The sequence below is a fragment of the Bacteroidota bacterium genome (assembly GCA_016722375.1).
Classification (GTDB): domain Bacteria; phylum Bacteroidota; class Bacteroidia; order Chitinophagales; family LD1; genus Bog-950.
The window spans coordinates 260,478-275,690 of record JADKJG010000001.1; the positions used below are offsets into that span (position 1 = coordinate 260,478).

The window sequence follows — 15,213 nt, forward strand, 5'->3', positions numbered from 1 at the left end:
TCAAATGTATTTGGAGAAGCGACGAGGCAGCGGCAAATTTCTCATCACCAAATTCTTGATTCAAATGAATTGCCTTTGTAATCATCCAAACAAAATGCGCCTAAGTGTTGGCAACCATTTATAGGATACGGGACTAAGTTTAATTTAGCAAAATGAAAATATCGTGTACCCGACTTCAAAACTTTAGCGCGCTGTGTTTATTTCTCCTGTTGTTTGGCTTTGTCCAATATGGCGAGGCGCAGATAAGCTATGCTTCCACCAACTTTGCCTCTGCGGGAGATACGTTTCTTTTGAGCCGCGCAAAATTGGACAGCTTGGGTTCGGCCAACTTCGCGCAGACCGGTGCTAATTTCAATTGGAACTATAGTGCGCTTCGTCCGTTGCTTCAAAGCACCGACCGATATATAGGCGCGGCGACCACCGGATACCGGGCTTCGTTTGTCGCTTCTTGTATAGCCGGTGGCGGAGGGGTGGTGGCCTGCAATACTCAATGGAACAATCTGGTAAATCTGGGTCATCGTAGTTTGGATTCGATTCAGTTAGGAACCTTCTCTTTTAGCGACGTGGTGCAGCACTATAATAAAACCGGCGCGTTGCTTCCGGCAAATGTTTTGGGAATGACTTTGGGTCTGAATGGGATAAATATTCCGATGACCGTTCCGTACCAACGTCCGGACAGCATCCTGCGTTTTCCGTTGACCTATAACAAGCGCGATAGTTGTATCAGTAAATATTCTATTGACCTGACTGCTCAAGGGGTCCGTTTCATTTATAAGGCGACGGCTAAGCGAGTGAACCACATAGAAGGTTGGGGACCATTGACCACTCCTTATAAAAACTACGCCTCTACGTTGAAATTAAAATCTACCATCACCAATACCGATACTGTTATCGTGAATGGAACAGCGATACCGGTACCGGTGGTGGTAAAGATAGAGTATAGCTGGTTTGAACTAAATAATAAACGTCCGGTGATGAAAGTGTTAGGTTCGGTGGCTTCCGGCGCTACGGTATATAGCCATATAGAATATATAGATACGGCTCGTTGTTTAAATCCTGTAGCGGCATCTAATAAAACTCCTTTGGTTCCTTATCTGAACACCACCACCGGTAGTGTTTCGGTGGACTTCAACAATATGTCTATCAATGCCAGCCAATACCAGTGGAACTTTGGTGATGCCGCCAGTGGAGCACTCAATACTTCGACATCGAGCGATCCCAGCCATTCATATACAATCGCAGGAACCTATTCGGTACAATTGATTAGTTGCAACAATAAATGTCAGCCCTTTCAATGTGATACGGTGACTATTCCTTTAACTATTCTGGACTCTACGAACGTGGTCGCGAACTTTTCATATTATCCATTGCAGCCTTGTGCGGGTGATACGGTAAAATTCAATAATCAATCGCTGAACGCTACCAATTATCAATGGAACTTTGGCGATAATACCAGCTCAGTTCAAACAAATCCTGAAAAGGCCTACAGCAATCCGGGGACTTATGACGTGACCTTAATTGCCATCAACGGTACTTCTCGCGATACATTGAAACAACAAATAGCCGTTCTTGGTGTCCCCGCTGCTGCATTTACTCCCGCCGGTAATTTTAATTTTTGTAAGAACGATTCGGTTTATCTAAATGCATCAGGTGGTAATTACTATCAGTGGTCGGACGGTTCGGTCAGCCCTATACTCAAAGTGAAGGCAACGGGAATTTATTTTGTCAAGGCGTTCAATAATTGTGGGGTAAGTACCTCAGCATCGGACACCATCAAAGCGTTTCCTTATGTAACACCAACCATTGCTATCAATTCAAATGAGGGCACGACGGTATGCGCGGGCAACTCTACCACTTTTATAACCTTTGCTCCCTACGCAGGCCCTAATCCGATTTATCAATGGAAACGAAACTCGGTGAACGTGGGCACCAATGCCTCTACCTATACTCATACCGGATTGCTTGATAACGACACCATTATCTGCTTGTTGACGTCCAACTATCAGTGCCAGTTGTCTTCCAATGCCACGAGCAATAAAATTATCATGACCGTGTTGCCTTATCAAACTCCGGCGGTGAGTATTTCAGCATCCCAATCCAATATTTGCACGGGTACTAATGTTACTTTCTATGCGTATCCTATGAACGGTGGACTGGTACCGTCTTACCAATGGAAATTGAACAATAATAATGTAGGAACCAATTCATCTTCCTATGCTTCCAATACCTTAGCTAATAGCGATGTGGTGAAATGTAAGATTACGAGTAATTATCAATGCTTGAACCGCGACACGGCCATTAGTCCGGGAGTAACGATGACGGTGAATCAGGCAACTCCATCGGTCACCATTACTGCCAATCCCGCCGGACCGGTGTGTCCGAATACGAGTGTTACGTTTACTGCTACTCCTACCAATGGAGGTGCGGCACCGACCTTTCAATGGAGGAGAAACCTGACCAATGTAGGCACCAGTTCACTAACTTATATGAATGCGGCGTTACTTAATAACGATACCATTCGCGTTATTATGACCAGCAATGCCTCTTGCGCTATTCCGACTACTGCGACCAGCAACGTGATTAAAATGGTGGTGGGAAATAATCTGTTGCCGAGTATTGCAATTACTCCTACTCCCGGAGATAGTATTTGCAGCGGAACGGATGTCACCTTTACTGCTCAGGGCACCGTAACCGGTACGAATCCTGTTTTCAAATGGAAAGTCAACTCGATTGACACCGGCGCATCTCTGAATACATTTTCTTCAGCCGTTTTGGAGGATTCTGCTGTGGTTACCTGCGTCATGGTTAGTAACGCTGCGTGCGCTACCCCGACCACTGTTACTTCTAATTCCGTCCGAATGAAAGTGAAACCTGTGTTGGAGCCATCTATTTCTATCCGCACGGATACCAATACGATTTGCGAAGGAACCTCTGTACTATTTACAAGCAGCACCATCCACCCGGGAGACCATCCGGTCTATCAATGGAAAATAAATAATCAAAGTGCAAATGATAGTTCAGATAGTTTTCAAACCACCTCATTAATCAATGGAGATATAGTTAGTTGTGAACTGACCAGTAATGCTACTTGCGCCATTCCGATGGCAGTAGAAAGTTCAGGAGATACTATGACCGTTCTATCCAAGCCGATTTCGACAATCACAATTACCGGTTCTACCTCTTTCTGCGAAGGCCTGCAAGCTGAGTTAAGCGCACCGGCAGGATTAATATATGAATGGAATACAGGCGATACGACACAAACAATTGTTGTAGATAGTTCTGGTGAATTTACAGTGAAGGTGACGGACAGCAATCTTTGCCAGACTATTTCAGATACGGCTCTAATAACTAAATATCCTCTACCTGCGATACCAATCATCCACCGAACGGATGACACCTTGTATTCGACTCAGGCATCTGCGTATCAATGGTTTAGAAATGATACGGTGCTGGCAGAAGATACGAGCCGTCAATACCTTTTGTTGAACGATGGAAATTATAGAGTAGAAATCACGGACAGCACCGGATGCACCAATCAATCGGATAATTTTTCTGTGATCGGTTTAAAGATTTCTCAAACCGAATCAGAAATTAGTATCGGCCTCTACCCAAACCCCAACAACGGACAGTTTGTCATGACTTTAATGGATGCTACACCAAAACATATCCTATTCACCGATGTCACAGGAAGAAAGATAGCAGATCAAAAAACTAATACCGCCATAGCGCATTTCGATTTTAGCGAACTACCTTATGGCTTATATTTTGCCGAGGTGAAATGGGGCGATTCAAGAAAGATACTTCGTTTTAGTATTCAGTAAAATCTCAGATTAGACAGCAGCCGAGATAATCGAGCGTTTAACTTTTTAATACTTTATCACCAATCGTTTTGTTATGAATTCATTTTGGACACGTGTTATTTCTCAAATCGCCCTGCACAAAAAGCAGTTGCAAGGCGATGAGCAAGAAACCCTGACCAAAAGAGAATTAGTCAAAGGGTATAGGATCTTGCGTATTATGCTAGTGCGCACCCTTAAGGATTTCATTTTAATTACTCTAGGTATATTTTCAGCAGCCTTCGGGCTAGAGAGTTTTCTAATACCCAATCAATTTATAGATGGCGGGGCAACCGGTATTTCTTTATTAATAGCCCTCTTAACTCCTATTCCATTATCAGTGCTGCTGATAGTAGTCAATGCGCCTTTCATACTTTTAGGATATCAGGTATTTAGCCGTGATTTTGCTATTAAGACAGCATTGGCGATTACCGGATTAGCATTGGTGGTGAGCTTTGTACCCATGCCTGAGATAACGCACGACAAGTTGTTAGTAGCAGTTTTTGGTGGCTTTTTCCTAGGCGCAGGAATCGGACTGTCGGTGAGAGGTGGCGCTGTCATTGACGGGACCGAAGTTCTTGCTATCCATCTGAGTAGAAAGTTGAGCACCACTATAGGCGACATCATAACCGTTATCAATATTTTCATCTTCTCCGCTGTGGCTTATTTCTTAAATATTGAGACCGCGCTTTATTCAATGATCACCTACCTTGCAGCATCTAGAACACTTGATTTTGTTGTTGAAGGAATTGAAGAATACACCGGTGTTACTATCATCTCTACCTATTATAATGAAATCAGACAAATGATTATCGAAAAACTTGGAAGAGGTGTTACTATTTATAAAGGCGAGTCTGGTTTTGGGAAAACGGGTGAATCACGAAATGCGAACATTATATACACAGTGGTTACCCGTTTGGAACTCAATCGGTTGAATACAGAATTGGAAAAAATAGATGCGAATGCCTTTGTGGTTATGAGCAGCGTGAAGGATACCAAAGGCGGTATGATTAAGAAAAGAGCACTGAAGCATTGAGATAGAGTCCCCAAAGTTAGGATGCCTCATTGCAGAAAATTGATTTTTGCTTTGATGATCGTGAAGATATTAGTAATCATTTGGGGTTAATCGAAAAAGGATTGTAAAAAGTATGGAGAGAGTCTAATTGCAATCCTTGTATTTTCTATTTTAGACGCGTCAAATCTATATCAATTGGCAGTAAAATATTTCTCAAATCACTTAAATTTAAAAGAATGAAGCACTTAAACTTGAATTTTAATCAACGGGAGAATTATTTGTTTCCCCAGTTTTTCATTAAAAAGGGAAGAGCACTTCTTCTCAGTCTATCTGCACTGATTTGTATCTTATATGTAAATGGACAAATTGTTTCTGAGGTTTCGGGAGGAAATTGGAGCGCCACCACCACTTGGGTTGGAGGAGTGGTACCCACCTCGACAGATAATGTAGTTATTGTGAATGGCTCTTTGGTAACCGTTGATAATACCGCTGCAACTTGCGCTAATCTGACAGTTGGTCAAGGTTCCAGCGGTAAATTGACTTACATCGGAGGAACGACTGCCGCTACCTTAACGGTGAATGGAGATATGACTATTGCCACCGGCGGTGTTCTTGATGCAGGAGTCGGGACGGGTACCAACTCTAAGAAACTTAACTTGGGCGGCAATACCAATGCCGGCAACCTGGCAGGGAACTTGGTGATTAATGGAACTTTAGACATGGGCACCACCAGCGAGCCGGCCACTTCAGCGCCTTCTGGTTTGATTACTTTTTTTGGGGCAAACAATGCAATGGTATCGGGTACCCCAATTCTTTGTCGCTTTAATGCAATTGCCGTGAATAAGGGGACCAGTTCTTTATCTCAGGTTGATGTTCAAGTGGTATTTTCTATGCGGGCACCAGGAAATACTGGAGGAACACCCAGATTAATCATTACTTCGGGAACATTCAAAATCTCCAGTGCCTCTACTATTACACCCTATTACTCCAGCGAAATCATCTGCGCTACGGCCGGTCGCCTGTGGCTCAATAATGCCGGAGCAAGCATTGGCTCTGTGGGAGGATCAACTAATGCAGTTACAGTTCTTGGCGAACTAAAAATTGATGCCGGAAGTTTTAACTATGGAACCGGTGGAGATATTTTCACTGTAAATGGAACCTTATCAATTGGCGGTGGAAGTCTTTCCATAAACGGAAGAGTAATTTTCGGGAATACATCCGTATTCAATATGACTGCAGGCAGCTTCAATTTAGATCCACAAAACACCGTAAACCTAAGTGGATCTAGTCATATAATCCAATTTGGCACTATCGTAGGAGGCACTCCAAATGTTGCCTTTACTGGGGGAACCATGACCATTGTAAATCCTCACTCTTCATCTTCCACTACAGGTATAGCTTTTATGGTTATGGCTACATCGGGTACATATAATGTTGCAGGAAGCACTATACGATTTGGAGATGGTGTAAGTACAAAATCGGGTAGCCTTGATGGCTTTGAAATAAACACCGCTAGCGCCGCACTTGGGAACGTTATTGTAAATAATACCCCATCTAATCCCACTAATCGTTTTGTCAGGTTATCAGGTAATTCAACTATTGCAGGCACCTTAACGATAAACAACGCACAAAGTGAATTCAAACTTACGGGTTATACACTGAATCTAAAAGGTGCCTTTTTAAACAACGGGACCTTTACCGGGAATGAATTAAACTCTCACTTAATCTTAAGTAGTACAAATGCACAAACCTTTACGGTTGGAAATTATACAGGTTCATCCCTAACCCAATTAACCATAAATAATGGCTCAGGTGTGACCTTAGGAGGAGCGCTGAATACAGGGATATTAAATATGACACTTGGAAAGCTCTATACCACCAGTGCTAATCTTATATCCGTAACAGGCACAACCGCTGCTAGTATTACTGGCGGATCTTCTGGGTCATTTGTTAATGGCCCCTATTTCCAGATCGCTACCTACCGCTCTAATAACCGGATCCACCTACTCTTTTCCAGTCGGTAAGTCTACTTTTCAATTGTTTGAATTAGTAAATCCGACAACATCTGCCACTGGCTCAGTAACCGTGGAAGTTTTTGATGCTAACTCAAACGGCACTGCAGGTTTTGGATTAAGTTCTATCAACACAAACAGATATTGGACAGCAACTCCAAGTACTGCATTTATTAAGACTACATCAATCAGACTTACAGAGGGCACCCTTTCTGGGGCAAACAGAATTGGACAATCTACAACCGTTTCGGGAAGTTATTCCAGTAGAGGTGGCGGCTCTGTTTCGCCTGTTCTTTCTGGAAATGTGGGTACTATGCTTGGTGCTTTTGTGCTAGGTGGCGCCAATATTAATCTTAGTGCTGGAACATACACGGTTGGGACATCAGGTCAGTTAATCAAACTGACGGATGTTGCAGCGATACTTAATAATAGCACTTTAACCGGTCATGTAATTTTTGAAATGCAATCAGACTACGACGGAACTACTGGAGAGGTTTTTCCGATTATGTTTAAACAATTTGGCACTTCAGGAGGCAACTGGACAGCAACGATCAGACCTGCGGCTGGTTCTCCGGCAATAACCACTTCTGGTGATCAAGTAACTACTGGAGCTACTATTGGATTAATTTCTTTTGATAGTTCTGCGACAAATATCATTTTTGATGGAAGAGCAGGAGGAACCGGGTCAAGCATAGGATGGACTTTTAGAAACACCCGGACGGCAGGGGTTGTCGGTGCTACTTTCCGATTTATCAATGGTGCCAATAATATCTCGTTAAATTATCTTCAAATTGAAGGACAGAATACTACTACTTCAAGTGGAACTATTTTATTTACGACTGCTACCGGTGGAATAACAGGGAATAGTTTTAATACCATTAGTAATTGCATTATTCGAGATCGTTCTGACGGCTTAGGTACCGCAACGCCTGCTAATTGTATTTATTCAGTCGGAACTGTCGGGAAGGTGAATAGCGACAATAATATCAGCAATAACAGCATATTTAACTTTACTTCTGCAGGAGTTTATGTGAGTGGGAGTACTAATGGCGACAATTGGGTCGTAACAGGTAATAGTCTTTATTCAACCTTGGCTCCGACTACTAGCCAAACAGGCATTTACCTTTCTCCGGGAACTACCGCAGGCAACTATACTGTTAGTAACAATTATATCGGAGGGAAAGATGTGATGGCAGGAGGCAATGCATGGGCAAATAGCAACAACGGGTCTTTTATTGGTATTTATCTTAGTCTCAGTGGTATTGCAGCGTCTTCAGTTCAAGGAAACGTAATACAAAATATTCAGCTTTCTGGCACGAGTGGTTCTAATTTTACTGGTATCCATGTTGAAAATGGGAAGGTGAATATTGGAACGGTAACCGGCAATACGATTGGTAGTGGTACAGAGGCTAATAGTATCCGTGTATTTGGAACAAGCGTCACTCGAGGAATTTATTCATCTCCAGCCAGTGCCACGGATAAAGTAGAGATAGCAAACAATACCATCGCAAATATGACCTCCTCTAACAACGGTGCCGGCGTTTATATTACTGGCATTTACGCAGATGCGGGCATAAACAATATACACGACAACACCATATCTAACCTAACTACTAACAGCAGTAATACCGGAGTGACAAACACCGCGTCGGTCACCGGCATTGTTGATATAGCCAGTGGCACCTCTCAAAACATCATTAACAATCATATTCACTCCTTGTCCAATACTTTTCTGGTAGCTAGTGTCAGTGTCATAGGAATCTATTTTGGCACCTCATCTACCTCTCAACCATACAATGTATCTAGGAACTTCATTCACAATTTTTCTACTTCATCTCAGGTAATGACCAGCCAGCAAATTGGAATCCATGCGGCATCCAATTCCAAAGCTCTGGTTTCAAACAATATGGTCAGTTTAGGATATAATGCGGCAGGCACCCCTGAAACCTTATCGCATACACTTATAGGCCTGAATAAAACAGGAAGTGGCAGTTACAATATTTATCATAATTCACTTTATATTGGTGGTACAGGTGTCGGTACAGACACAACAAGAACATACGCTTTCCGAAAAATTGCGGCAGGAGCAGATACCGTTTTGAATAATATTTTTGTCAACGAACGGAGTAATGCAACTACCGGAGGCAAGCATTATGCCATTTCCCTTACAAACAAAACAGGCTTAGTACAAAACAACAATGTCTTCCATACAAATGGAAACGGAACAATATTTGGATTCGACGCAGTAACTGATCGCGCAGATTTAGCTGCCTGGAACACGGCAAATCCATTTTTTGATTTAACCAGTTTTACAGCGAACCCTAATTTCATCATGCCATCTGGTAACGCTGCTACAACAGACTTACATATCAAGCCAAGTATCGGAAATAAAATAGAGTCCGGAGCATTGATTATCCCAGGGTTTATAGATGATTATGATGCAGCAGGTAGCCGTGCGGCCTACCCATTGTTAGACCAAACCAACGGTGGAGGAACCGCGCCAGATATAGGTGCAGATGAAGGAGATATCATCCCCACTGATTTTAGCGCTCCTGAGATCACCTATTCTCCTATCATATCCTCCTGCAACGTGACAGATCGTTCACTGGTCGCTACCATATCTAAAACAAACGGACAGCCTTTCCCAACCACTGGTTCTTTTGTTCCGAGAATATATTACAAGAAGGGGAATAACTCATACTTCTCTAAGCCGGGAACACTCGTCACCGGCAATGGTTTTTTCAGCACTTGGAACTTTACTATAGTCAATGCAGACATGGGAGGTGTTGTCAATGGTGATTCTATTTATTATTACATCATTGCTCAAGACAGTTCCAATACCCCTGACATTAGCTCAGAACCTGCTGGAGTGGTGGCTTCCACAGTAAATAATATTGTTACTCCGCCAACTGCCTACGTATATGCTGTTGGTTCTATTCCCACTCCTACAATCACTCAGACAGGAGACACATTGGCTTCATCTACTGGCGCAACGTATCAGTGGTACAGAGATAACAATATCATCAACGGTGCTACCTCACAAACATATATTGCTACACTATCTGGTTCATATACAGTTTTAGTAGGCGACGGAAGCGGTTGTTCTGCTACTTCATCTCCATTTGATTTGATTTTTACAGATATTCAGTATTCAACGGATATTCATAGTGTTCTGCTTTACCCTAATCCTGCAACAGATGGCTTAGTCAATCTGGTGGTGCCAACTTCTATGATAGATTCCGAATACCAGATTTATAGTGTCAATGGTAATTTGATAAAGAAGGGTATAATTGAAAATACAAAAAGTGAAATTCATATTTCTCATTTGTCCTCTGGTATATATTTATCAAACTGTTGACTCTAACTATAAGTTTACTGAAAGAATAGTGCTTGAATCTTTCTTATAGAAATCCCGCTTCTAAACAGAGGCGGGATTTTTTTATGTCTGATAAACCCTAATTAGTCAGTCCTTAAAAAGTCATTTCCATCAATTCAAAGATATTGGGTGCACTGGGAAGGTAAATAAGCGATTCAAAAAATCGAACAAAAAGTAAGATCACCTTTCAAAACCTGATTGATGACTCGTTTGAAGTTATAAGCTGCCGCTGCTAACATCACATTTATTTGGTCTCCGACTATTCCCTTGTAAAAGTTTCTTCCTAACCGATAGTTTTGTTTCAAATGACCAATAGTGGGTTCGATGGCTGCTCTTCGTTGTAAATCTTCTTTTCGCTTTTTGTTTCTGATAAGCGTTTTGTTTTATCAGCAGTGTTCTTGGCTGAACGATTTGGGTTGCGCCGACTTGTCTCACTCCATAGTATCCTAAATCTACTATGGCCTTTCGCGGAACTTTGTTGTGTAGTTTTGATATTGTGCTAAAGTGGGTTTCAGCGTGTGTGCATCTACACATTCTTTTCAATGTTGAGTGCTGCTACAATCACTCCGCTGTTTCGTGTCCGGGGTATGGATACTTTGCTTCCGAACTCATATTTCTTATGTTCTTTCCCTTTGCTCATACATTGCACATGCGGCTCATGTAAACTGTGGATCTTGTGTTGGTCGCCTCGCTTTTGTGCCAATATTTTTTGAAGAGTTCAAACAGGGATGCGTACTCCGCTAATTGTTCTGTGGTGAGTTTGCGCTCTAAGTCCCGCATAATCGTCCCGCAATAGTTTTTATTTTCTTCGTGGCTTTACGTGCTTTCTTTTGTTGTTGTTTGCGATGAAAGCGAAGCAGGTACCGAAGCTTCTTCACCGTGCGACTATACGATTGGCGCAAGTCCACTTCTTCTTTGTTTGCTATGCTTTGACATTTGGCAATTATCTTCTGATGCAGTTTGCTGTCGGTGGGAAATGTGATGTTTTTTTCCTGCACCGTCGTGTCAATCGTCACTTCCTCTTCCGCTCCGTCTTTTCCATTCACCCGGATACTTTCTTTTAAAATCAACTCTACTCCTTCTGCTCCGATGCGGTGGCGAAGTGAACCAACTCGATGCTTCACAGGGCGAACCGTTGGCAAAACTCTTTTCTCCGCAGAAATATTGATAATAAAACATTCTCGCTCCATTGCTCCACTACGCTTTCATCACTGAGATTGCGAACGTGTTTTAGAATGAGCAAGCCCACCATCAGGCGAATCGGTTTGCCGGGACGACCCATCTTGTCGCTGTAATGTTTGAGAAATGCGTCTTCAAACTGTTTCCAGTTGATACGGTTCGAAAGAACATACAACGGATGCTGATGATTGAGTTGTTCTTCGAAGCTGCTGTAGAAACTGAGTTGGGATTCGTTCGTGGCTTTCGGCTTCATATGGAATCTGCAAGATTTTCAACAAAGTTCGTTCACTTCTTGCAATCCAACGCTCTCTTTTTTCAACTCCAAACCTTGATATGTCTATATCTCAGTGGTTTTTAAGGGCGGACTAATTAAAACAACCGTGCAACAATGGGACGGCCAAACATCTTTATATGGAGGTTTTTAAAGTATCTTTTCAGGCCTAAAGATTTATTTTTATCACAGAAACATCATTCATATTATGTACACAGAAACATTATTGTCCAAGTCCGATTACCTTATAGAACTAGAGGAAAAACATGGCGCGCATAATTATCATCCGCTACCTGTTGTACTGGAAAAAGGAAGAGGCGTATATCTCTGGGATGTGGAAGGCAAGCGCTATTTAGACTTCCTTTCTGCCTATTCGGCGGTGAACCAAGGTCATTGCCATCCCTTGATTATTGATGTACTCAAAAAGCAAGCGGAGAAATTAACTCTCACCTCTCGTGCATTTCATAACAATGTATTAGGTGAATATGAAAAGTATATCACCGAATATTTCGGATACGATAAGGTATTACCAATGAATAGCGGAGTGGAGGCTGTAGAAACCGCCATCAAACTGGCGCGCCGCTGGGCCTATCAAGTGAAAAAGGTTAAGGCTAAAAAGGCCAAGATTATTGTCCCCGAAGGAAATTTTCACGGAAGAACTTTGTTGGCTATTTCGGCTTCTACCGACCCTTCGAGTTATGAAGGATTCGGCCCCTTTGTTCCCAATTTCGTAGTTATTCCATACAATGATTTGAAAGCGCTCGCCAAAGCACTAGAGGATAAAGACGTCGCAGGATTTTTGGTGGAACCAATTCAGGGTGAAGCCGGTGTGGTGGTGCCCGATGAAAACTATCTGACAAAGGCAAAGTACCTATGTGAAAAAGCTGGCGTACTGTTTATTGCCGATGAAGTACAGACCGGCTTAGGAAGAACCGGCAAAATGTTGGCTTGCGATTGGGAAGAAGTACGCCCCGATATTCTGATTCTGGGAAAAGCTTTAAGCGGTGGAACACTTCCCGTGTCCGCAGTACTCTGTGATGATCCGGTGATGTTGACCATTAAACCTGGCGAGCATGGCTCTACTTATGGTGGAAACCCTTTGGCTTGTAAAGTGGCAATGGCATCTCTTCAAGTAATCAAGGATGATAATCTGGTTTACAACTCGTTCTACCTCGGCAAGTATATCCGACAGGAATTATCCAAGATTAAACACCCGCTCATCAGCAATATTCGTGGCAAAGGTTTGCTCAATGCCATTGTATTGAAACCTGGAAAGAAAGACAACGGATGGGAACTTTGTGTGAAATTTATGGAGAACGGGCTTCTTGCTAAACCTACGCATGATTACATCATACGGCTGGCTCCTCCCCTGTGTATTTCAAAAGAACAGGTAGACGACAGCGTTGAGATTATCCGAAAAGGCTTTAAAGAGTTTAAAGGATAAGAATCAATTCCTTCCTGCCAGAAGATACATGACTGCCATGCGGATGGCTACCCCATTTTCAACTTGTTGTAGAATAATAGATTGCTTTGAATCGGCAACGTCACTATTCAATTCCACTCCCCTATTAATCGGTCCGGGGTGCATGATGGTGATTTCCTTCTTAATAGAATCTAATAGCTCCCGATTCACACCATAGAAAAGTGCATACTCGCGCAGAGAAGGGATATACTTAATATCCATCCGCTCTAACTGAATACGAAGAATGTTGGCCACATCGCACCACTCCAGCGCCTTGCGCAAATTTGGTTCATAGGTCACGCCCATTTCCTCTATGTACCTAGGAATGAGCGTGGGAGGCCCGCAAACTTTCACCTTTGCACCCATCTTGAGCATCAATGGAATATCTGAACCGGCAACTCTCGAATGTTTAATATCTCCGATAAGCAGAAAATTCAATCCTTTAAATTCCTTGAACTGTTCTCTTACTGAATAGCCGTCAAGCAATCCCTGTGTAGGATGTTCATGAGTGCCGTCACCGGCATTGATAATATTAGCTGAAATGTTTTGAGCCAGAAAGTTAGCCGCCCCTGAGCTAGAGTGACGAATCACCACCATATCCACTTTCATTGCCAAAATGTTTCGGACGGTGTCGAGAAGTGTCTCTCCTTTTTTTACGGATGAACCGGAAGAGGAAACATTGATAGTATCTGCGCTTAGTCTTTTCTCTGCCAATTCAAAAGAGATTCGAGTGCGGGTAGAGTCTTCAAAAAAAAGATTGGCAATAGTGATGTCGCGAAGGGAAGGGACTTTCTTAATTGGTCGCTGAAGAACCTCTTTAAAATTATCTGCGGTTTGAAAAATGAGTTCAATATCTGATTTCTGAAGGTATTTAAGTCCGGTTAAATGTTTCTGGCTCAGCGCACTCATTGAACTTTTCTTTTTTGTTTTTAATTTTTGTCTTCCACAATCCACACCTTATCTGCACCATCAGATTCCTTCCATTCTACTATAACCTTTTCTGCAGCTATGGAATCAATCACCCGGCCTACATATTTTGCCTGAATAGGCAAATGCCGGTGTAACCTCCGATCAATCAGCACCAACAACTCAACATCTTCCGGGCGACCATAATCAAGAATAGCGTCCAGTGCCGAACGAATCGTTCTCCCGGTATATAATACATCATCCACCAAAATAATGTTTCTGCCTTCCAAAGAAAATGGCACATCGGTTTCATCCGCAATCATTGGTTTTCCCTTTTTACGGAAATCGTCGCGATAGAAAGTAATATCCAGTTTGCCACAATCAATGCTCTTGACTTTCAATATCTGCAACAGCTTCTTATGGATACGGTCTGCTAGAAATACTCCTCGTGGCTGCACTCCTATGATAGAAGACGCTGAGAAATCTTTGTGTACTTCAATTAACTGATGGCAGAGACGGGTAATCGTGAGATCGAACTGCTTGCTGTCAAGAATGATGCGGGGCTGCATATTTTTTTGCATGGCAAACGTACACTTTTTAAAGGGTATAATCAAATCTCGATTAGCATTGGCGGAGAATTAAACGAGTCGTTATATAAAAAAAACGATACCGTAGAAAACTTTCATTGACAAATATGTGCATTTCCATTGGTGAATGTGCATAACATATTCTCATAGAACTGCATCAAGATAAGATTTCATTCGTATTTTTCCACTCAATTAAACCAAATTAAAAATGGCAACTAAAAAAGCGAAAGCAAAAGCGCCTGCTAAAAAAGCGGCAAAACCAACAAAAGCCGTAAAGGCAACAGTAAAACGCAAACCTAATGCTGCGTTTATGAAACCAATGACTCCTAGCCCTGCACTAGCTGCGGTTGTAGGAAGCAAAGCAATTCCTCGCACAGAAGTGACGAAGAAAGTTTGGGAATATATCAAGAAGAACAAACTTCAAGATCCTAAACAAAAAAGAAACATCCTTGCTGACCCTGCCCTTAAAGCAGTGTTCGGTGGGAAGGCAATGGTGACTATGTTTGAGATGGCAAAGCACATCAACAAGCATTTGTCATAACCAAAGCTCGTTTCTTAATAAAAATGCC

11 protein-coding genes are annotated in these 15,213 nt (G+C 42.4%); 6 read left to right on the forward strand and 5 right to left on the reverse strand.

The window, feature by feature from the left end; translation table 11 throughout:
• The first annotated feature begins 152 nt into the window (after positions 1–152).
• The 4 genes from IPP77_01160 to IPP77_01175 all read left to right on the forward strand — a co-directional run bounded on the left by IPP77_01160 (position 153) and on the right by IPP77_01175 (position 10,221).
• Complete coding sequence (locus IPP77_01160; GenBank protein ID MBL0308342.1) at positions 153–3,821, forward strand: PKD domain-containing protein; 3,669 nt, start codon at positions 153–155, stop codon at positions 3,819–3,821.
• Between the two features lie 73 nt (positions 3,822–3,894).
• Complete coding sequence (locus IPP77_01165; GenBank protein ID MBL0308343.1) at positions 3,895–4,872, forward strand: YitT family protein; 978 nt, start codon at positions 3,895–3,897, stop codon at positions 4,870–4,872.
• 215 nt (positions 4,873–5,087) lie between these two features.
• Entirely contained in the window at positions 5,088–6,875 is a 1,788-nt protein-coding gene (locus IPP77_01170; GenBank protein MBL0308344.1) for a hypothetical protein, read from the forward strand.
• A gap of 13 nt (positions 6,876–6,888) precedes the next feature.
• Positions 6,889–10,221 carry a T9SS type A sorting domain-containing protein gene (locus tag IPP77_01175; GenBank protein ID MBL0308345.1) on the forward strand — a complete coding sequence of 1,111 codons (3,333 nt, stop codon included), beginning with the start codon at positions 6,889–6,891 and terminating at the stop codon, positions 10,219–10,221.
• Positions 10,222–10,394: 173 nt separating this feature from the next.
• Here IPP77_01175 and IPP77_01180 read toward each other — a convergent pair whose 3' ends face one another.
• From IPP77_01180 to IPP77_01190, 3 genes are all read right to left on the reverse strand, one after another.
• Positions 10,395–10,610 (reverse strand): transposase, encoded by a 216-nt coding sequence (locus IPP77_01180; protein MBL0308346.1) that lies wholly within the window; start codon positions 10,608–10,610, stop codon positions 10,395–10,397.
• Positions 10,611–11,006: 396 nt separating this feature from the next.
• Positions 11,007–11,363 (reverse strand): hypothetical protein, encoded by a 357-nt coding sequence (locus tag IPP77_01185; GenBank protein MBL0308347.1) that lies wholly within the window; start codon positions 11,361–11,363, stop codon positions 11,007–11,009.
• On the reverse strand, positions 11,360–11,671 hold the full coding sequence (locus IPP77_01190; protein ID MBL0308348.1) for a transposase: 312 nt from the start codon (positions 11,669–11,671) through the stop codon (positions 11,360–11,362). Before IPP77_01190 ends, IPP77_01185 begins: the two co-directional genes overlap by 4 nt.
• A gap of 226 nt (positions 11,672–11,897) precedes the next feature.
• On the opposite strand from IPP77_01190, the gene rocD reads away from it, so the two are divergent.
• Complete coding sequence (gene rocD, locus IPP77_01195) at positions 11,898–13,133, forward strand: ornithine--oxo-acid transaminase (GenBank protein MBL0308349.1); 1,236 nt, start codon at positions 11,898–11,900, stop codon at positions 13,131–13,133.
• Positions 13,134–13,136: 3 nt separating this feature from the next.
• Here the strand turns inward: rocD and IPP77_01200 are convergent, their stop codons facing one another.
• Entirely contained in the window at positions 13,137–14,060 is a 924-nt protein-coding gene (locus tag IPP77_01200) for an aspartate carbamoyltransferase catalytic subunit (GenBank protein MBL0308350.1), read from the reverse strand.
• Between the two features lie 20 nt (positions 14,061–14,080).
• Positions 14,081–14,626 (reverse strand): bifunctional pyr operon transcriptional regulator/uracil phosphoribosyltransferase PyrR, encoded by a 546-nt coding sequence (gene pyrR / locus IPP77_01205; protein MBL0308351.1) that lies wholly within the window; start codon positions 14,624–14,626, stop codon positions 14,081–14,083.
• A gap of 226 nt (positions 14,627–14,852) precedes the next feature.
• Here pyrR and IPP77_01210 point away from each other — a divergent pair, with 226 nt between their 5' ends.
• Positions 14,853–15,185: a hypothetical protein gene (locus tag IPP77_01210; GenBank protein MBL0308352.1), complete on the forward strand. Its 333-nt coding sequence runs from the start codon at positions 14,853–14,855 to the stop codon at positions 15,183–15,185.
• Positions 15,186–15,213 lie beyond the last annotated feature (28 nt).